The sequence below is a fragment of the Streptomyces chattanoogensis genome (assembly GCF_001294335.1).
Classification (GTDB): Bacteria; Actinomycetota; Actinomycetes; order Streptomycetales; family Streptomycetaceae; genus Streptomyces; species Streptomyces chattanoogensis.
The window spans coordinates 1-19454 of sequence record NZ_LGKG01000079.1 but is presented as its reverse complement, the minus strand read 5'-3'; the positions used below and the strand labels follow the sequence as shown (position 1 = coordinate 19454).

Sequence of the window (19454 nt, the reverse complement as noted above, 5' to 3'; positions counted from 1 at the left end):
GCCGACGGGCCTGGGCAGACGCGACGCCGCGGTGAGACAGGGCCCGCTCACAGACGGCGGCTTCGTCATGCGAGTCACCACGCCGCGTACATCCGCCGGCCTCCCCCTGTCAGCGCGGGCAGTTGGCGGCCCGGTCCGGCAGCTTTCCCCCGACCAGATACCTGTCGACGGCGCGGTCGGTGCACGTGGACGGATCCTCCGAGGCGTACGCCCCGTGCCCCTGGCCCTTGCGTACGAGCAGCGAGCTGTTGTCCAACTGCCGGTGCACCGCCTGCGCGTTCTGCAGCGGAGTTTGCACATCGTCGGTGTACGACACCAGCAGCACCGGCGCGGCCCCGGATGCCTTGACCGGCTCGGCCACACCGGTGGGAGCGATCGGCCACGTCGCGCAGTCGATCATCTGCCAGGCGTAGTAACGCCCGAAGAGCGGCGACTGCCTGGCGAAGGCGTCAGCGGTGTCGAGCATCTTCTTCGGGGACTTCGGCGCGGACGGGGAATCCAGGCACAGCACCGCCGGCAGGCTCATCGACATGTTCTCGTCGGACTGCTCCTCCTGCGGCGTCGGCTTCTCGCCACCGCTCTCGCCGGCCGTTTCGGCGTCAAAGCGCTCGAAGGCGGCCCCGTCCCCGTGCACGGCGGCCACCAGCGCCTTGGTCAGTGGCTTCCAGCTCTCTCGGGCCGTCACGGCCGTCCCCAGATACGTGGACAAGGTGGCGTCGGTGAATTTCTCGCCGTCGGTCCCTTGCAGCGGCGCGTGCTCCAGCTTCCTGGCAAAGCCAGTGACCCTCCGCACAACCTCCTCGGCCGTGGCTCCCAGACGGTCATCCCCGCGCGCGACGAGGTCTTGAGCGTATCGACGCATCGCATCATCGGAGGTCTTGGCATCGAGCCGGGCGACCTGCTGTATGTCGGCGGCGGGGTTGACGACACCGTCGAGCACCATCCGGCCCACCTTGCGGGGAAACAGCTTCATGTACTGCTGGCCGATGAAGGTGCCGTAGGAGATACCGGTGTAGTTCAACTTGGCGTCCCCCAGGACCGTACGCAGCACATCCAGGTCGCGCGCGACGCTCACGCTGTCCATGTGCGCGAGAACCGCGCCGCTCGCCTTTCGGCAGGCCTGGGCCCGCCTGCTCGCGTCGGCGAATGCCTTCGCGGCCTCCGCTTCGGTACGCGGCGGGTTCTCGGGCTCCTGCACCACGCCGTCTGGGCACTTGATCTGCCCGGAGCCGGCTGTGCCCCGCGGGTCGAAGCCGACCAGGTCGTAGCGGGCCCGAGCCTGTTCACCGGCCTGCCAGTTTCCGTCGGCCACATCGGCCGCACCGCCCGCACCGGGGCCGCCGGGGTTGTAGAGCAGCGACCCGAGCCGACGACCGGGTTCCTTTGCCTGCACCCGCGACACCCGCAGTTTGACGGTCTGACCGTCCGGGGCGGCGTAGTCGACAGGCACCTTCACCCAGCCGCACTCCGCGCCGGGTACGGCGTCGGGGGTGACGTCCTTGCCACAGGCCGTCCACTGGACCTTCTGCTGCGTGAATCGCGCGGGCAGCACCGGGACGGACGTGTTCATGTCCTTGGCATCGCCGGGCCGGGCCGCTGCGGCGTCACTGACGCCGCAGCCGGTCACCACCAACGTGGCGACGGCCAGTGCACCGGTGGTCAAGGGTATGGACTTGCGGGATATGGGCATCGCCGTTCTCGCTCTCTCACTACCCCCCCGGGAAGGATGCTCATAGGCGCCACCACATCGCTATTGGCCCCGTCACAGTCACGCAGGCGAGGTACGTAGCGCGGGCAAGTGGACACGTAGGGTAATCGGCCTAAGTCGCGTGCGCGAGAGACGGCTGCGCGGAGGGATGGGGTGCCGGCCCCTGGGTGACCAGGTGGTGACCAGGCGGCGCGGCCGGTTCCGTTTCCCTTCCGCCCGCTGTCAGGTCGGCGAGCGAGACCACGTGCTGCAGCTGCCAGGCACCGCCTCGATCCGCCCCCCTCCCCCCCCCGCAGTCGACGCGAGCACGTCCGGTTGCGGTGACGTCGAACCGAGAAGCCGTACGGCGGCAGCCCAACTCCCGTCCGACAGCCCAACTCCCGTCCGGCAGACCAGGCAAGACCGGCTGACGCAGCCCCCGTCGCGGGCGTCCTGAGCCGCCGAATCAGCCAGTGGGCCCCTCCCGTACCCTCACTGCGAGGGCATGGCGGCGGCGAACCGCCGGGGACATACCTCGGTCGCGCGCCATGCTGCTGGTGTGACGAATCAACGATTTAAGGACGACGGCGGCGGAACGATGGAGGATCTGGCGGAGCTGTGGCTGGAGGGCTGCGTCATGGCGGTGGTCCATGCTGCCGGGGCGGAGCAGGGGTACTGGGTCGACGACACCGGTCTCAGCCACGACGACGGCAGTAGCAACTGGTGGCAGCTGATTCCGTTCGGGGGCGACAGGGCCGTCCTCATGGGCAAGGACCACGAGCTTTCCGGCGATCTCTACGACGACCTCCCACAGGCACTGTCGGCGGGACCCGGCTGGCTGCGGGACGCCTGGGCGAGGGACGACCGCGGGCTACGCAGTACGGTACGGGCCAAGGCTCCCATCGGCTTCTTCCACTGGGCCGATGCGGACGGCACACAGGACCGCGTGCCCACGGACGGTGCGGACGACGGCAGCGGCCTCGTGAGAGCCCCGTACAGCGGCTTCAACTGCCGCCTCTTCGAGCCGTACTACGAAGTCGGTGACCTGAACGAGGCGTATGCCTTCGCCGACGCACTGTTCGCCGCCGCCCGGGCCCGCGCGCTGACCGCCGAGGTTCTCCTGCCCGTGCTCGGCTGCGCCGACCCGGACCGCACCCGCCCGTTCGACCTGGACTCCGCGCTCAGAACGGCTGCCGCCGCGGGCCTCACCTCCGATAGCCGGATATCGGAACTCCCCTTCCTTTAAGGGGAGTTGCAGTCCTTGCAGCCCGTCATTCCTGCGTCTGCCGCAGTGTGCCTGCCGCGCGGGGCTTGACCGCTCGGTCGACGGTGCAGGCGTGATGCGAGCGCGTCCCGGCCGCCTCGGCCCGACGAGTGACCAACGGCGTCGTCGTGCTGGCCCTCCAGGGCCTTCTCACGCATGTAGTTGCGCCCGATCTGCGCCGCAGCCGGAACAGCGAAGAATATGGCGCCCCTACCGCTGGGGTCGTAGTTGCCGGTGCACGGGGCGGCAAGAAGTTCGAGCCGGAAGCGGGCGCTCTGGGGCTCCAGACAGCACCATCAGCTAGAGAGGTGCGGCGACGGCACCATGTCTGCCTCCGGAGGGCCGTCGGTCGGCATCACCCCTGGCCATTTCAGGACCATGTAGAAGCCCACCAACTCGTACACGACCTGATCCGGGTCGGTGTTTCTGTCCTGGGCCGGTGAGATCGTCACTTGCCCCGGAATCCGAGCGCCGCAGCAACAGCACAGGAGTGCCCGTTTTCCCTGTCCAGGACCGGCGGAGAGCTGCCCCGGGGATACGGTGAGACGGTGATCAAGATGAGATCTGACGCGATCGTGGTGCCAGGGCTGTTCGTTGGCTATCCCGGTGTGGCCTTCGGCGGCTACGTCGCCGGTGTGCTGGCGGAGCGAGCCAAGGCGAAGACGGTACGGGTGGACTTCCGTGGGCCGGTGCCGACGGAGGTGCCCGTGCCGATCTCCGAAACGGCAGGAGGAGGCGTGGAGCTGGGCGAGACCGAGCGGCCCCTTGCCACTGCGCGCCCCGCCGAGCTGCTGCTCGACAGGCCGGCCGCACCCTCTTGGGACGAGGCGGTTGCCGCGACCGAGGCGTTTCGGGCGGCGCCGCCGTCGGGTGTGGTCGACTGCTTCGGCTGCGGTCTGCGCACCGCCGACCGCGGCCTGCGTATGCACTGCGCACCGGTGCCGGGCCGCGACCTTGTGGCCTCTGCCCTGGTCCCGTCCCCCGCTTTCGCCGACCCGGACGGACTCCTCCCGAACCGACTGGTCTGGGGCGCCCTGGACTGCCCGGGAAACTGGGCGGGCCGCCTTCTCGGCACGCAGCGTCCGGGCGCGGTCACCGCATCGCTCACGGGCACAATTCTGCGGCCAGTCACCGCAGGTGAGCCGTACATTGCGTATGCGTGGCTGCTGTCGGAGTCCGGCCGCAAGCACATAATGGGTGTGGCGCTCGCTACGGCGGAGGGCGAACTGTGCGCCGTGTCCGAAGCGTTGTGGCTTGATCCCAGGCCGGCGCCCTGAACGGAGGCGCCGTCAATACCGTATGGGTTCAGCGCGTCGAGCACCTGACTGCCGGCCGCCACGATGCCGTCGTGGACCACGGGCTATGGCTCCGACTGGACAGGCCTGGCTCTGTGGGAGCACGGTCGTGCCCAGCGCCGTCCAGTTGGTCAACAACGCTTTGCGGTCCCCACTCCCGCCGATGTGGCGATCGCCGTTGCCGGACGGTGCGCGGCAACGGCGATCTCCCTGCTCATTCAAGAACCGGCCAGACCGGCTAGGAAACCACCCGCCACTTCAGTGACCCGAAGAGCAGCTTGCGCAATGCCGGGTCGCGGACCGCGTCCGTGCGGTCGGTGGCCTTGACTGTGACCGTGTGGGTGCGGCCATCGGCGGGGACGCCGAGGGTGCGGGGTGTGACCGTTTTCCTGCCGCGCGATGACTTGGTCTCATGGCCGTCCACGTACCACTTGACCTGCGCGGAGGGGGACGCTGTGATGCGGATGCGGTCCTTGCGGGTCAGGGGTCGGTCGGTGGCTACCGGACTGGTCAGCACGCTCGCGTAGCGGTAGAAGCCCGCGATCATCGCCTCGCGGCCGGGGAGGTTGAACTCACGGCCGAGGGTGCGCATGATCGAGTTCTCGGTGGGGCGGTTGAGGCCGTACTGGTAGTAGCCGCCACCCTCGTACGCGCCGACCGTACCGCCGTCCGGCGACTGCTGGCCGATCCAGCGGTACCACTTCTGCTGCTGCGCGGTCATCTGGTCGGCGGAGAGCGTGGTGAGGTTGGCCTGGGCCGGCTCGGGGCCGGTGTAGGTGCCGTCCTGACCGTAGTCGTATTCGTCGGCGAGCTTCCCGAGCGAATGGCCGGTCTCGTGGACCGCGATCTGATCGGACTGGTCGTTGTCGGAAGAGGCGGTGGCGATGCCGTCGTAACCGACCTGCGAGGAGACGTCGTTGTAGCCGGCGCCTCCGTACTTGGTGGAGTTGGACAGGACTACGACCAGGTCGCCGGCCGGGGCCTTGGAGGCGTACGACTCGACCTTGCCGGTGTCGACACAGAGGAGTCGCTCGGTGCCGTCGCAGAAGAAGGCGGAGTCGAGGGCGGTGTCGCGGACCACGTCCTGCGTCGGGTCGCCGGACACGCCGGACTCGTTGGAGACGGCGTCGACGGCCCAGACATTGAACAGGCCGGTGTAGGAGGCATACGGCTCGACGGCGGTGATCTTGGCCCACTTGGCGCGGACGTCGTCGTGGAAGTCCTCCTGCTGGGAGGCGGTGTAGCCATCACCGATGAAGACGACATCGAGCTTTTTGTCGACGGGGCCGTTCTGAACGATGGGCGTGACGTCGCCGTCGGAGGCGATCGCGGCCTTTTCGGAGCGGGAAAGCGGCTTGGGGGCGGGGACGGTGGTCTGCCGGGGGTGGGTGCCCGCTCCGGTGAAGTACTCGACGTGGTGAGTAGTGGGTTGGTTGTGCTGGGGCGGGGCCGGGGTGCCGATGGCGCCTTGGGCCGTGGCTACCGTGGCTGCCACGGTGGCGAACAGTGCCACGGCGCCTATGCCGGCGGATATGCCGGTACGCCTGGAGAGGCGTCTGGGGGTGGGAGTGGAGGTGGTTCGTATGGAGGTGTTTTTACGCATGGGGGGTTTCCGTTTCCTTCCGAAGCCCGTCGCAAGGACGGCGGGTTGAGTCGGAGTCAGGCGCGGCTCAACGTAAGGGTTTCGGAGACTCCAGGCAACGGGTGATGTCCAAGTGGTCCGCCGAGACGATGATTTCGGGACGGCGGGGACGGCCCCAGAAGCTGCCCGGTGGGGCGCGTGACCAGGCAGTATTCATGTCGCCCCGGCGCTGGCGTGTGGCGGGGAGGGGCGGGGCGACCTCACGGATCAGGAGCGGGATCGGCCTCAAGCGCTTCCGCGGTATCGCAACCCGGTACGACAAGATCGCCGAGTCGTACGAACCAGCCAGCCACCCTCACATCGCTGTTGATGTGGGCGTGACTTGACGAACTTGATGACAAATCGTGGCCCTCACCCCTACCACCGAAGCAGGGAGAACCATGGCAGCCCTCTGGGAAGCACTCATACCCACCGCCGTCGGCGCCGGCACCACCATCCTGGGCGTCTACATGGGCGCCGTCGTCGGCCGGCGCAACCAGGATCGCCAGTGGATGCGCGACAAGCAGACAGTCGCGTACGAGACTTTCCTGCAAGAGTTCACAGCAGTCGAGATCGAACTGCGGCAGGCGTATTTGGACGACCGCACGCACAATCCCCGCTGGGAGCAGTTCAACGCGGCCCTGGTGTCCGTCAGCCTCCTCGCAGACAACCGCGTCGGTTCTGCCGCCGCGCGCATCGCCGAACTCGTCGAGCAGTTCACCCTCATTCTCGACGGGCGACCCAAGACGCTGGAAGGGCTCAAGGAGATACACAGTGGCCTTGTGCAGGCACAGTTGGACTTCGTCAACGCCGCGCGCCGCTCGCTCGACCCTTCCCACGGCAATTTTGACTGGCAGCTCGGCGGACCGCCGCCCTGGTCCGGGATCGAGCACTTCCATAGCCGTGCGGGCGGGGCCGACCGGACTGCCTGATGACGCCCCACCGTGATCGGGAGGGCCCGCGACGCTCGTGGTGCGGCCCTCCGCTGATTCGGCCTACGGGAGTCCAACCGCTGGTCGAGCTCCTTGCGGCGTCACGAGGCACCCCTGCCGACGACAACTGCCCCACATCCTGGTGTGGGGCAGCCCTGCCACTTGGCAGTTCATCCCGGCATCACATGCTGTTCCGTGGATGGGTCATTGGGTCATGAGGAGCAGTCAGGGAGGTCAGGCCGGGGGAAGAGAACCGCGGCAGAGCAGCAGGCGGCAAAGGCCTCAACGGCCCGCTCCAGGCGGAGGGCGCGAAGTTGCAAAATTGCTTTGCAAGGGTCGTTTGCACTCTCTAGGCTGCTTCGCATGGCACCTGAACCTCAGGAGATCACCGACGTAGAGGCCCTCAGGGCCCTGGCGCACCCCATGCGGCAGAAGATCGAGCAGTGCTTGCGGAAGGGGCCGGTCAACTCCGCCGCACTCGCCCGCGAGCTCGGCGAGAGCACCGGCCTGACCAGCTACCACCTGCGCCAGATGGCCAAGCACGGGTTCATCGAGGAGGTGCCTGAGCTGGCGAAGGGGCGGGAGCGGTGGTGGCGGGCGGTGCCCGGGGACCGCCGGTTCCCGCCGTACAGCCGGCAGACGCCGGAGATGCGGGAGGTGCTGACGCAGATGCACCGGCTCAACTTCGCCGAACTTGTCGAGAGTGTCCGGCAGTTCGAGGATGCGCGCGACGCCCTCGGGCCCTGGGCTGATGCGGCAATCTTCTCCCGTGCCACGCTACGGCTCGATCCAGGCCGGCTCAGGGAGTTCTTCGAGGAGTACATCGCGCTGATCCACCGGTACTCCCCGTCGCAGGAGGAGGCCGCGCCCGATGCGCGCGCCGTTCTCGTTCGCCTGCTCGGATTTCCCGAGATAAGCCGCGAGGAGAGCACACGGTGACGCTCTCCCGCAATCGCCTCATCTTCGCGCTGGTCGTTGCGGTGTGGGCGGCTTCAGGTGTGCTGCTGCCCGCGCCGGCGGCCCATGCCGCCGGCCGCGGCCCGGACGGCGATGGTCTGATGCGCCAGGAGGTCTCCTTTCGCGGCGGTGGTGGGCTCACGCTCCACGGGACGGTGCTGAGCCCCGTCACGACTCGGACGACGCGGGCACGGCCCGGGATCGTGCTCGTCGGCGGGTCGGGGCCCGGCCCGCGGGAGGAGTACCGGCAGGAGGCCGAGTCCTTCGCCCGCGCAGGCATCACGACGCTGGTCTACGACAAGCGGACGGTGGGCTACTCCACCTTGGACCGCGACTTCGGGCTGCTGGCCGAGGACGCCCTGGCCGGGGTGCGGGTGCTGACCGGCCGGGTGGGTGTGGATCCGCGCCACGTCGGCCTGTGGGGATTCAGCGAGGGCGGCTGGGTCGCCCCACTGGCCGCCGCACGCTCCTCCGACGTCGCCTTCGTGATCACCATCGGCGGTCCGGGCCACTCCCCACTGCGCACCCAAGCCTGGCACCTCGCCAACCGTCTGCGGCACCGGGGCATCACCGGGTCCTACCTGCACGCCATGACGGGGCCGACCGCCCAACTGATGGACTCCACCGGCCTGTTCCCGGAGGGTGACTACGATCCGCTGCCGATGTGGGAGCGCCTGCACCGCACTCCGGTACTCGCGCTGTGGGGCGATCACGACATCCAGGTACCGCCGCGCGAGAGCGCTCGCGTTCTTCAGCGTGCTCTGGCCAAGGCGGGCAACGCGCACGTGGTCATCCGCTTCCTCCACCACACCGCGCACAACGGCCATCGGACGTCGGACGGCTTCGACCGCATCGGGGGGCCCGTCTACCAAGGCAAGCGGCTGGGCGCGCCGGCCCCCGGCTACATGGACACGATGACCTCCTGGGTGCATGCAGTCGCCTCCGGGCACCCTCCTGTGCCCCACACCGGTCCCGCACCACCGCAGGCAGCCGCCAGCACTGCCGTCGCCGGCACCTGGTACGCCTGGCTCACTCCCGTACTGCTGCTCCTCGGCTTCGCCTCCTACCCGGTGAGCGGGGCGCTGCGACGGATCACCAGACGCGCGCGGCCTCACACACGCCGGTGTGTGTCCCTGTGGCGCTGGCTGGCCGGGCTGGGCCTTGCGGCAGTGACGGCAACGCTGCTGTGCCCGCTCGCGGTCTTCATCGCGGGCGACGGGGCGGCGGCACCCGTCGTGGCGGGACGGCCGGTGGGATGGCTGGTGGCGCAGGTGCTGAGCGTCGCCGTGGTCGCACTGACCGGGGCGGCAGCAGTGACGGCACGGCGTCCGCGACTCGAGCACGCGCCAGCCGGGGCGAGGCCCGTCCGGCAGACAGCGGCGCGGGCGACGGTGATGGTGACGGCGGTGCTGTTCGTACCGTGGGCGCTGTGGTGGGGGACGCTGCGCCCCTGAGAGCGTTCACAGCTCCGGAGGGCACGTCACCGCGCTGTCCCGCGACCACCGCGCCATGCGGGCGCGGTGCGTCCATCTGCGGGAAGGAGAACGGTGCCCCGCGGCGGTGCGGGTCGATCAGGTCCTCGCCGCTGTTCGCGCGGTCCTGGTAGCCGAGCAGGGCACGCCACCAACTACCTTCCCATCAAGCCCCGTTGAAGGACGACCGGGCGCTGTCGAGAGTGGCCGCCATGCGGGCTACCTGGCCCTTGGTGAACATGAACATGGCCTTGTCGTCGGTGTAGTCCATGTAGTTGACGAACATGTCGCCGTCGGGCCCATTCCTGCAGGACAGCCGGGGGAAGGCCGGGGTTTGGAAGTTGGGCGCGCCGGAGTTCGGCGTGTCCGCGACGAGGTCGCTGCCGTTGCAGCCGCCGTCGTCATCGCCCCAGATGTGCAGCAGGTTGAGCCAGTGGCCCACCTCGTGGGTCGCCGTGCGCCCGCCGTTGAAGGGAGCGGAGGCGGTGCCGGTGGTACCGAAGAACTGGTGGCCGATGACCACCCCGTCCGTAGCTGCGGGGCCACCCGGGAACTGGGCATAGCCGAGCACCTCGTCGGGGTCCCCGGGATCGAAGATGCGCGGGCAGACCCAGAGGTTGAGGTAGCGGTCGGCGGGCCAGGCGTCATGACCGCCGCGCGACGAGTCTTTGACGGCATTGGTCCGCAAGTTGAATTTCGTGGTCCCGGTCTGTGTGCGGGTGATGCCGTCGGTGGGCTTTCCTTGCGGATCCTGTGTGGCGAGGTGGAACTCGATGCGGCTGTCCGCCACGAGCGGTTTCCAGACCGGCGGGACCCTTTCAATGTCCGGATTCTGCGCCCGGAAATCCTGGGTCAACACCTTGATCTGGCTGACGACCTGGTCCTTGCCGATGTTCTGTGCGGCGGTGTTGAACACCACGTGCACGACGACCGGGATGCGGGTCACGCCGACACGCGCCATTGCCTCGGCGCCCGTCTCGTAGGCGAATGCCTGGTTCTCGATCTGGACACGGTTTGCGGCGTATTCCGGGTTCTCGGCCATCAGCAGATGGTGCACCGGCATCGTGCCGCACCCTCGGCGGGGAGGAGCGGCAGCCGCATCGTTCTCGGACATATCACACCTCCAGGTTCAGCCGCGGAGCACGGCTGTGTCTGGGTGAGGCATTACCGATTACGGCAAATAAACCATGATGACGAGAATTGAATAAACTCACGAAAAGGCTAGCATCTGTTGCGGACCGCGGCAAAAGATGCCCATGAGGGAAAACCGTGACGATGAGCGAGCTGCCCGCCGAACCTTCCGAACCTTCCAGCGGGCCCATAGCATCGACAGACAGCAAAGCTTCCCGAAGAAGCCGAACTCACGGCCTCCCGGAGACGATCCTCGGCGCCCCTCGCGGAGGGCTGCGGCCGAGTCAGCGCCGGAAGGTGTAGCTGGTCAAACAGGAGCGGGCGTCCTGCTCGGTCAGCCCGAGGGACTTCCCGATCGCGCCCCACGGCACCTCGTCCGCCTGTGCGTTGCAGGCGGCGGCACGGCTGATACACACGGTGGTGCGCTCCAGTACTGCCACAGCCCCCAGCGCGGCAACCGGTGCTTGATCTGCCAGGTCGCTCAACTGCTCAACGACCTGCTTCAACAAGTCCGCCGGTTCATCGAGTCGCTGGTCGTGTGCCCGCCGCGTCCGCTTCCGGCGTCAAAGTGCATCGGCGTGGATTCGCTGCCGTCAGCCAGGACCGCACCCCACCTGCCCTGCCCTGCCCTGCCCTGCCCTCATGGGCTGACCGCAGGCCAAGAATGCCGAACCCAGGGGAACAGCGACCGGAAAATACTCCATCCGGTCATGGCCGATTCACTGTCGAAGGACGAGTGCCGAAAAGGCCCACCGCGCCGTCCCGAGGAACTCACCGACCAGCGGGCGCCGACCCGATGACCACCACTCGTGCCCAGGCAGGCGGCGAGTCCGGCACGTAGTCGGGATCGTCCTCGTCCCACGACCGGGCTGCCTGCTGCCGGGGGAACAGACCCACCACCGTCCGGCACGGTGGCCGCGTCTGCGGCCAGGGTGTCTGGCCGTCGGTCAGGGCCACGATGACATCCGGTCGGGGCTGTGCTCGGAGCGCCTTGGCAAAGCCCGTGCGGAGATCCGTGCCCCCACCGCCCACCAGCGGTATTCCCTCGGCCCGGCACAGCGGGTGCACGATGCGGGCCGCCACGTCGCACGGCAGGACGGTGATCAGGTCGCGGCGGCCGCCCACGGCACGGGAGATGGCGGCGACCTCGAGGAGCGCGCTGCCCAGTTCGGCGTCGCTTACCGAGCCGGAGGTGTCGATGACGACGGAGACCCGGGGCGGCCTGCGGCGGAGGCTCGGCAGTACGGCCCCAGGCACCCCTGCCGAGCGCCGAGAGGGCCGGCCGTAGGTGTAGTCCTGGCCTGTGCCGGGGCCGGAGGCTGCCGAGCGGACCGCCGCGCCCAGCAACTCCCGCCACGGCTGCGGGGGGTGGAATGCCTCTTCCGCCCACCGCTGCCAGCCCTTGGGGGTGTTGCCCGGTCGGGCGGTGATGCTCTGGGCCACCCGGAACCGCACCGCGTCCCGTTCCTGCTCGCTGAGGCCGTGGGCGCCGTCCGGTCCCAGTTCCCACTCCCGTTCCAGTCCGTCGGCGCCGCTTCCGCAGTCCAGCCAGGCGGCGCTCTGCGTAAGCGGCCCGAGCCGGAACTGGCGCAGGTAGTCCTCCATGAGCTCCCCCTCGGGCAGCCCCAAGAACGCCGGATCGACAGCGCCTTCGGGCCGGACCCGCCCGTCACCGAACACATCGTCGTTGATCTCGCAGTCCGCGGCGATGTTCATCCGCAGCCGTTCCCCCGGGCCGGTCAGCCCGCGCTCGCGCGCGACCCGGTCGCTGCGCCCGTGGTGGTCGCGCAGCAGGTGCGACACCTCGTGCACCCAGACACCGGCCAGTTCCTCCACCGGTGTCCGGTCCACGAACGCCGGTGAGACGTAGCACCGCCAGTACCGGTCGACGGCCATCGTCGGTACCCGCCGCGACTCGACGGTATGCAGGGCGAACAGTGCTGTCGCCAAGTAAGGCCGGACCCTGGCGGCGTGCAGTCGGGCGGCAAAGAGCTTGTCGAAGTCCAGGGTGCCGGGTGTGCATGGTGCACCTGGTGTGTCCGGTGTCACCGGAGCGTCCTGGGTCATCGGCGGGCCTGCGGGGCGACTGCGGTCCGGGCCGCCGCCTGGTCCGCTCTCCGCGACAGGGACACCGCTCCGGCAAGCCCCTCGATCGATGCCGGAACGTCCCAGTCCTCGCGGCGCAGCGTGGCGAGGGTGGTCGCAGGCACCACCACCAGGTCCGGAGCTCCGGTTTCCACCGCCCGGACCAGCAGCGCCCACGCCGCATCCCAGCGGGGCTTCTCCGGACGGGTGCGGACCGCCTCCACCACACCGTCGAGGACGGCCTGGCGCAGATCCCCCCTCTCAGGCAGGGCGGCACCCGCCGGGTCGGCGAGAAGCGTCTCGGGGTCCGGGAGGTCCATCCGGTCCAGACTCGCCAGCAACTCCAGCCCCGGACCGTCTCCCACGGTGCCCCTGACCAGCAGGGACAGTACGTCCCGGGACGATCCGGCCGCGGTGGCGAAGGCGATCAGGCACAGGGTCATCTCCCAGCTCCGGGGTGACGGCCAAGGGCCGCCCCGGCGGGCTTCGTTGCTGGGCAGTCGGTGTACGAGCGCGGGGCGGGCGGAGAGGAATCCGCACACCGCGCGGCGGGCGAAGGTCACAGCCTCCGGCAACTTCTCCGGGTCGAGCCGTGGCAGGGTTGCGCGGGGCCAGGTCCCGCCGAGGCCGCGTACTACGACCTCGTGGTCATGGGTCCACTGAAGATGCACGAACCGGTTGGCCAGAGGCGGGCTCAACTCCCAACCATCGGCCGCCGAGGACCGCGGGTTGGCGGCAGCCACGATCCGGACCCCGGGCGGCAGTTGCAGGGAGCCGATCCGCCGCTCGAGAACGAGGCGGAGCAGGGCGGCTTGAACGGCGGGTGCCGCGGTGGACAGTTCGTCCAGGAACAGCAGCCCCCGGCCGGCCCGTACCAGTCGCACTGCCCAGTCCGGCGGCGCCATCGGGACGCCGTGTTCGGCGGGGTCGTCTCCGACGAGGGGCAGGCCCGAGAAGTCGGACGGTTCGTGCACGCTGGCGATCACGGTGGTCAGCGGCAGATCCAGTGCCTGGGCAAGCTGTGTCAGGGCCGCGGTCTTGCCGATCCCCGGCTCGCCCCACAGGAGTACGGGCAGGTCGGCGGCCACGGCCAGGGTCAGTGCCGCCAGTTGTGTGTCGGGGCGCGGTTCGGTGGTGGCGTCGCGCAGCAGGCTCAGCAGCTCGCCGGCGACGTCGAGCTGGGAGGCGTGGGCCGGGCCGGAGGGCGTGCCGGTTGCGGTGGACGGAGCGTATGCGGGCATGTTTGATCACCTATGGGTTGGTGGTGGGCTGCGTGGGTGCGAGGGGACGGAGGTCCCCTGGGTCAGCGAGAGGTGGTGTGGCGCGGGTGTGAGCGGCGGTCACGGGTACGGCGACGATCCGGGCGGATGCGGCCGGGGCCGGGCCCGACCAGGCCCGCCCTGAACAGTCCGTACGTGATGCGCCGCTGCGCGGCCGCCTCCAGTTCGTCCCGCAGAGCACCGTCGCGTAGCAGTGCGTCGGGACCCAGCAGGCCCTCGACGACGGCCAGCGCACCGGCGGTGTCGCCGTGCACCAGACGTTCGCGGACGCCGTCGAGACAGTGCGGATCGCGGTGCGCCTCGTCGATTGCCTGGAGGCAGGGAAGCGGGGTACCGGTCAGTGCGGCCAGCAGTTCCTCCCGCCGGATCTCGGCGGGGTCGTGGTCCAGCGGGGCCAGTACCCCGTCGACCAGGGCGATCCGGTGCTGAGCTCCTCGGCACTCCACGAGGTGTGGTTGGCCTGCGAGGTCCGGAGTACGGGGCGGACCGGCCGGCGAACAGCCGGGGACCAGTGCCGAGGCGACCAGCGGGTGCAGCCGTTCGGCCTGGATCGCACCGGTGCGGATCAGTTCCAGGTCGGGGAGCACCCAGGTCGCCGCGTCGGGCAGGACGGGCAGCGCGGAGGCGCCGCCGTCCGTGGCTGCCGACGCGATCCGCACGGCGGGCGGCGCCGCGCCGTCCTTGTCCGCGACCAGGTCCAGGAGCAGCCGATGCCGGCCCCCGAGCCGCACGGTGACGGTCCCGGTGTGCCGCCCCTCGGGCCTCTCTGCATGGAGCAGGATCCCCGCTTCGGCCGCCCATCGGTCAACGGCACAGCGGCGCCCCTGCGGCACCGTCTTGAGCAGCTCCGGGTCCGGCAGCTCCGGATCGGGCGGTTCTGGGTCGGGCAGTTCTGGGCCGGGCAACGTCAGGTCCGGCAGCCTCGGGCCCGGCACAGGCCGGTCGTCGGCGGGCAGCCGATCGGCCCCGGACCGGATCCGCAGCTCATCGGCCCTGCGCGCGTCCCACAGATGGCGGTGCAGGTCGAGACGGAACCGCCGGTGGGGACGGGGATGCGGATGACGGCAGACGCCGGCCTCGGGGCGGGATCCGTCCCACAGCGCGAGGCTGATCCGCTGCCCGGCATCCGCCCAGGCCGGCGGAGTCCGTACCACGAGGTGCACCGGGCACGCGCCGTTACGCCCCACAGCGTCGTACCGAGCCAGAGAGAGGGTCAGCCCCGGGCGCAGCAGTCCGTCGGGAGCGACCCTCGGCATATGCCAGCGCAGCAGGTCAGGCGCCAAGTGGCGGAGGTCGGCCCGGACTTGGGCCGCCATGTCCTGACCCTGCGTACGCGCCACGGCACGCAGATTGAGATCGACATCGATGCCTGCGGCGGCGCACGCCCCGGCCCAGTCCCCGACGGAACGGCGGGCGGTCGCAGTCTCGATCACGGACGGCGGCACGGCGAACTCACGCACGCGCAGCCAGAAGGAAAGGCGGGAATCCCCCTTCGCGAGGTGAGTGAGCATCAGCACTCACCTTGCGCGGACGGGACCCCCCATCTGTCAACAGAAGGAGTCATCATCGCGGCTGATCGTATCCCGGCACCCTCGATCTGTCAGGTGCCGGCGACAGGAAAGCGCCACCCGGTCCCTGGCCCACCCCTGCCTGTCATCACCAGTTGGTGCGTTCAGTCAAGGGGTGGGACGTCCGTCTGACGGCCAGGCAGATCAGGACCTATGCCTGCTGGGTCGGCAGGATCACCACTTGGCGGAGGTTGACACGGGCCGGGCGGCTGGTGGTGTAGGCGATCAGGTCGGCGATGTCGTCGGCGGTCAGGGCGTCCATCGCGGTGAACATGCCGTCGAGCTGACGGCTGAGCTCGGTGTTGTCGATGTGGCCGCCGAGTTCGGTCCCGGTCAGGCCCGGCTCGATGTTGGTGACGCGGACGTTGGACGGGCCGAGTTCGGTGCGCAGGGACGCCGAGAGATGGGTGAGCGCGGCCTTGGTGGCGCCGTAGACGGCGTAGTTGGGGAAGGTGACATGGGCGCCGATGGAGGAGATGTTGATCAGGTCGGCGGGGCGGCCGTCGGCTGCGGCGGCGATCAGATCGGGCACGAAGGCACGGATGATGCGCAGTGCACCGGTGAGGTTGGTGTCGATCATGCGCGCCCACTCGTCGTCGCGGCCTTCGGCGATCGGGTTGGGCAGCATGACGCCGGCGCTGTTGACGACCAGATCGGCCTGGCCGTACGCACGGTGGATGTGCTGCGTTGCCTGCGTGATGCTCTCCCGGTCGGTGACGTCCACCTGCACCGCGAGTGCCTGGCCGCCGTCCGCGGCGATCTTCTCGGTCAGTTCGGTCAGCCGGTCGCCGCGACGCGCCAGGAGGGCCACGCGGGCGCCGTGGGCGGCGAGCAGGCGCGCCGTGGCCTCGCCCATGCCGCTGGCGGCCCCGGTGACGACGGCGGTCCGGCCGGACAGGTTCTGGTAGCTCATCTTCGACGTGCTCCTTGTCGGTGTCTCAGTTGGTGACACCGGCAATCCTGTGACACTCCCCTGCCCGTACCCAGGGCAGCGGTTTTCCTGGGTCCCGCAGTACCAGGCTGGCCCCGTAGCCCGTCGCCTAGACTCACGGGTCATGAGCAGTGATCTGGGGGAATTTCTGCGCTCGCGCCGGGCCCGTATCCAGCCGCACGAGGTCGGGCTGCAGGAGCACGGGCGCCGCCGGGTGCCTGGCCTGCGCCGTGAGGAGGTCGCGCAGCTGGCCGGGGTGAGCGTCGACTACTACATCCGGCTCGAGCAGGGCCGCGGACCGAGCGTGTCGGATGCGGTGCTCGACTCCATAGCGCGGGTGCTGCGACTTGACGAGGTCGAGCAGGCGCACCTGCATGACCTGGCCCGCCCGCAACGGCGTTCGGCGCGCCCGCGCGGCAGTCAGCGGCTGCGTCCGGGGATCCAGCTGCTGTTGGACTCCATGCACGCCCCGGCCTTCGTTCTCGGCCGCCGGATGGACGTGCTGGCGTGGAACGCGCTCGGCGACGCCGTAGCGGGCTTCTCCGCCATGCCCGACGGGCGGCGCAACCAGGCGTGTTATGCCTTTCTCGACCCGGCGGCCCAGGACTTCTACCTCGACTGGGACGCGGTGGCTGCCGAGACCGTGGCGTACCTGCGGCTCGATGCAGGGCGGCATCCGCACGACAGGCACCTCGCCGAGTTGGTCGGCGAACTGTCGCTCCGCAGCGAGCCGTTCCGCCGCCTGTGGGCGGACCACCAGGTCAAGGAGAAGACGTACGGCGTCAAGCGCATGCGGCATGCCGAGGTGGGGGACCTCGAACTCGGCTACGAGACGTTGGCGCTTCCTGGGGATCCGGACCAGCTGCTGGTCGTCTACACGGCCTCTCCAGGCTCCGGGACCGCCGAGAAGCTCACCGTACTGGCGAGCTGGACGGCACAGCCGGCCACGCCGCACGCCTGACACCAGCGGGGGCCGTGGCTTGCCGCCGCCTCCGAGGTGCTACGGGTGACCAGTCAGCGGTCGTCGCGGAGTGTCCGCGCGAGTACGGCGCGGTGGGTCGGCTTCGCCTCGCTGTAGCGCTTGCGGCCCTCGTCGGTGAGCACGACGAAGATGCCCCGGCGGTCGAGATCGCACATGGCGCGCTCGACGAGCCCGTCGCGTTCCAGCCTGGCCACCAGCCGGGAGGCGGCGCTCTGGCTCAGGTGCACCACGTCGGTGAGGTCCTGGCCCCGGCACTTGCCGTGGTCGGAGGAGGCGAGGCGTTCGAGGGTCTCGAATTCGTTGACACCGATGTCGTGCCGTGCCTGCAACTCGCGCTCGAGAGCGTTGTGCACGGCAGCGTGCCGGGCGAGAAGTCCATGCCACTCCTCGACCAACTGTTGCTCCGAGCTGCTCATCATGCGCCCAGGTTAGCATGCGTCAGCATTTGATGCAGCAGTATTAAATGCAATTGCATTCGATGCGTGCGCATGTAATGGTGGTCGGCATGACTTCCTCCGCACCCTTGTCCACCTCCACATCCGCGTGGAACGCACGACTATGGGGAATCCTGCTCACCGCCTCCCTCGTCGTGGGCCTCGACGCCCTGGACGTGTCGATGGTGGGCGTGGCCCTCCCCTCCATCCAGGCCGACCTGGGCCTGTCCACCAGCGCGCTGCAGTGGGTCGTCAGCGGCTACGTCCTCAGCTACGGCGGGCTGCTGCTCCTGGGGGGACGCGCCGCCGACCTCCTGGGGCGCCGCCGCGTCTTCTTGACCGCGGTAGCCGTGTTCGCCCTGGCCTCACTCGTCGGCGGCCTGGTCGACGACGGAGCCTTGCTGATCGCCACCCGCATACTCAAGGGCATGGCAGCGGCGTTCACCGCACCGGCCGCGCTGTCCATCGTCACCACCACGTTTGCCGAAGGACCGGCGCGCAACAAGGCGTTGGGCGTCTTCGCGGTCTTCGGCGCCAGCGGCTACTCGGCCGGTTTGGTGCTCTCCGGCCTGCTGACCCAGGTCGGCTGGCGGTGGACGTTCTTCCTGCCGATGCCGATCGCACTGATCGCCTGGATCGCGGCCAGCCGTCTGCTGCCCAAGGACGGGCCCCGCCCCTCCGGCGGCTACGACCTGCCGGGCGCGGTCACCTCGGTCGCCGCGATGCTGCTGCTCGTCTACACCGTCGTCCAGGCACCGGAGGCCGGCTGGGCCGCGCCGAGCACCCTGATCCAGTTCGCCCTCGCCGCGCTGCTGCTGATCGCCTTCGTCGTGATCGAACGCCGCAGTGCGCATCCGCTGGTCCGTCTCAGCATCCTGCGCTCGGGCCCGTTGGCGCGGGCCAACCTCGGTGCGACGGTGTTCTTCGGCGGCTACATCGGCTTCCAGTTCGTAGTGATGCTCTACTTCCAGCAGGTGCTGCACTGGTCGGCGCTCCAGACCGCGCTCGGCTTCCTTCCGGCCGCGCTGATCGTCGCCTTCGGCTCGCCGCGCATGGATCCCCTGATCGAACGGCTCGGCACCTCGCGCACCATCGCGGGCGGCGTCATCGCCCACCTCGTCGCCTACGTGCTCTTCCTCGTCATCGACCGGGACGCCCCGTACGCCGTCGGCGTGCTGCCCAGCATGATCCTGCTCGGCATCGGGTTCACCCTGGCCTTCTCGTCCCTCAACATCCAGGCCACCGCCGGGATACCGGACCACGAGCAGGGCCTGGCCGGCGGCCTGCTGAACACCTCGATGCAGGTCGGCGGCGCGATCGGGCTCGCCGTCGTCACCGCGTCCCTCACCACCGGTGGCGAAGGCAAGACCGGGCCCGACGCGCTGCTCGCCGGTTTCACCCCCGCCCTGCTCACCGTCACCGCGCTGTCAGCCATCGGCCTGGTCATCGCGCTGTCGGGAGTACTGGGACGGCGCCGCAGCGTCGACACGCCCGCGGCCGAGCCGGAGCTCGCCCTCGTCGACTGACCCCGCGCCGGCCGCGAAACCCTGAAGGTCCTCATTCAGCCCTGACCCGGCACTCCTGCTTGTGGGCGGGAAACATGCGCAGCGCGCGCTCTGTTTCCCGCCCACAGGACCGTGCGTGGCGCGAGTCAGGTGCCCGACGTACAAGAGTGGGTGGCGGGAAACCGCTAGCTCAGGGTCTTCAGCGCCGCCGCGTCATACGGCTTCAGCTCCTCGAACCGGTCCCCCAGCACCTTCGCCGCCCACAACGGATCCTGAAGCAACGCACGGCCGACAGCCACCAGGTCGAACT

Annotated in this window: 16 protein-coding genes and 1 pseudogene; 7 read left to right on the top strand and 10 right to left on the bottom strand. The window is 69.5% G+C overall.

Annotated features, from left to right (window positions below; genetic code table 11):
• Positions 1-109 precede the first annotated feature (109 nt).
• On the bottom strand, positions 110-1663 hold the full coding sequence (locus tag ADL29_RS10370; RefSeq protein ID WP_157878440.1) for an alpha/beta hydrolase: 1554 nt from the start codon (positions 1661-1663) through the stop codon (positions 110-112).
• A 583-nt stretch (positions 1664-2246) separates the two neighbouring features.
• Here ADL29_RS10370 and ADL29_RS10365 point away from each other — a divergent pair.
• Positions 2247-2933, top strand: a complete 687-nt coding sequence (locus ADL29_RS10365; protein ID WP_157878439.1) for a hypothetical protein — start codon at positions 2247-2249, stop codon at positions 2931-2933.
• A 575-nt stretch (positions 2934-3508) separates the two neighbouring features.
• Entirely contained in the window at positions 3509-4228 is a 720-nt protein-coding gene (locus ADL29_RS10360) for a PaaI family thioesterase (protein WP_053923495.1), read from the top strand.
• 256 nt (positions 4229-4484) lie between these two features.
• Here the strand turns inward: ADL29_RS10360 and ADL29_RS10355 are convergent, their stop codons facing one another.
• A complete protein-coding gene (locus ADL29_RS10355) occupies positions 4485-5849 on the bottom strand; it encodes a M64 family metallopeptidase (RefSeq protein ID WP_053923382.1) in 1365 nt (454 codons plus the stop codon).
• A 419-nt stretch (positions 5850-6268) separates the two neighbouring features.
• Here ADL29_RS10355 and ADL29_RS10350 point away from each other — a divergent pair, with 419 nt between their 5' ends.
• From ADL29_RS10350 to ADL29_RS10340, 3 genes are all read left to right on the top strand, one after another.
• Complete coding sequence (locus tag ADL29_RS10350) at positions 6269-6799, top strand: hypothetical protein (RefSeq protein ID WP_053923381.1); 531 nt, start codon at positions 6269-6271, stop codon at positions 6797-6799.
• Between the two features lie 363 nt (positions 6800-7162).
• Positions 7163-7738 carry an ArsR/SmtB family transcription factor gene (locus ADL29_RS10345; protein WP_053923380.1) on the top strand — a complete coding sequence of 192 codons (576 nt, stop codon included), beginning with the start codon at positions 7163-7165 and terminating at the stop codon, positions 7736-7738.
• Positions 7735-9210 carry an alpha/beta hydrolase family protein gene (locus tag ADL29_RS10340; protein ID WP_053923379.1) on the top strand — a complete coding sequence of 492 codons (1476 nt, stop codon included), beginning with the start codon at positions 7735-7737 and terminating at the stop codon, positions 9208-9210. The genes ADL29_RS10345 and ADL29_RS10340 overlap by 4 nt, the downstream gene beginning before the upstream one ends.
• A 184-nt stretch (positions 9211-9394) precedes the next feature.
• On the opposite strand, the gene ADL29_RS10335 is transcribed toward ADL29_RS10340, so the two are convergent.
• From ADL29_RS10335 to ADL29_RS10310, 6 genes are all read right to left on the bottom strand, one after another.
• A complete protein-coding gene (locus ADL29_RS10335) occupies positions 9395-10270 on the bottom strand; it encodes a zinc metalloprotease (RefSeq protein ID WP_245689283.1) in 876 nt (291 codons plus the stop codon).
• A gap of 373 nt (positions 10271-10643) precedes the next feature.
• A complete protein-coding gene (locus tag ADL29_RS44475; protein ID WP_157878438.1) occupies positions 10644-10799 on the bottom strand; it encodes a hypothetical protein in 156 nt (51 codons plus the stop codon).
• A 331-nt stretch (positions 10800-11130) separates the two neighbouring features.
• Positions 11131-12426 (bottom strand): vWA domain-containing protein, encoded by a 1296-nt coding sequence (locus tag ADL29_RS10325; protein ID WP_053923376.1) that lies wholly within the window; start codon positions 12424-12426, stop codon positions 11131-11133.
• Positions 12423-13685 (bottom strand): AAA family ATPase, encoded by a 1263-nt coding sequence (locus ADL29_RS10320; RefSeq protein ID WP_053923375.1) that lies wholly within the window; start codon positions 13683-13685, stop codon positions 12423-12425. Before ADL29_RS10320 ends, ADL29_RS10325 begins: the two co-directional genes overlap by 4 nt.
• Before the next feature lie 62 nt (positions 13686-13747).
• Positions 13748-15235 carry a hypothetical protein gene (locus tag ADL29_RS10315; protein WP_053923374.1) on the bottom strand — a complete coding sequence of 496 codons (1488 nt, stop codon included), beginning with the start codon at positions 15233-15235 and terminating at the stop codon, positions 13748-13750.
• Between the two features lie 208 nt (positions 15236-15443).
• The gene (locus tag ADL29_RS10310; protein ID WP_053923373.1) at positions 15444-16205 is read right to left on the bottom strand and encodes an SDR family oxidoreductase; all 762 of its coding nucleotides are present in this window, start codon (positions 16203-16205) and stop codon (positions 15444-15446) included.
• A 142-nt stretch (positions 16206-16347) separates the two neighbouring features.
• On the opposite strand from ADL29_RS10310, the gene ADL29_RS10305 reads away from it, so the two are divergent.
• The gene (locus ADL29_RS10305) at positions 16348-17184 is read left to right on the top strand and encodes a helix-turn-helix transcriptional regulator (protein ID WP_053923372.1); all 837 of its coding nucleotides are present in this window, start codon (positions 16348-16350) and stop codon (positions 17182-17184) included.
• A gap of 53 nt (positions 17185-17237) precedes the next feature.
• On the opposite strand, the gene ADL29_RS10300 is transcribed toward ADL29_RS10305, so the two are convergent.
• Positions 17238-17624, bottom strand: coding sequence for a MarR family winged helix-turn-helix transcriptional regulator (locus tag ADL29_RS10300; protein WP_053923371.1), 387 nt, complete (start codon positions 17622-17624; stop codon positions 17238-17240).
• Positions 17625-17710: 86 nt separating this feature from the next.
• On the opposite strand from ADL29_RS10300, the gene ADL29_RS10295 reads away from it, so the two are divergent.
• Complete coding sequence (locus ADL29_RS10295) at positions 17711-19165, top strand: MFS transporter (RefSeq protein ID WP_053923494.1); 1455 nt, start codon at positions 17711-17713, stop codon at positions 19163-19165.
• 164 nt (positions 19166-19329) lie between these two features.
• On the opposite strand, the pseudogene ADL29_RS45020 reads toward ADL29_RS10295, so the two are convergent.
• Positions 19330-19454: pseudogene (locus tag ADL29_RS45020) on the bottom strand (12-oxophytodienoate reductase); the annotation flags it as partial.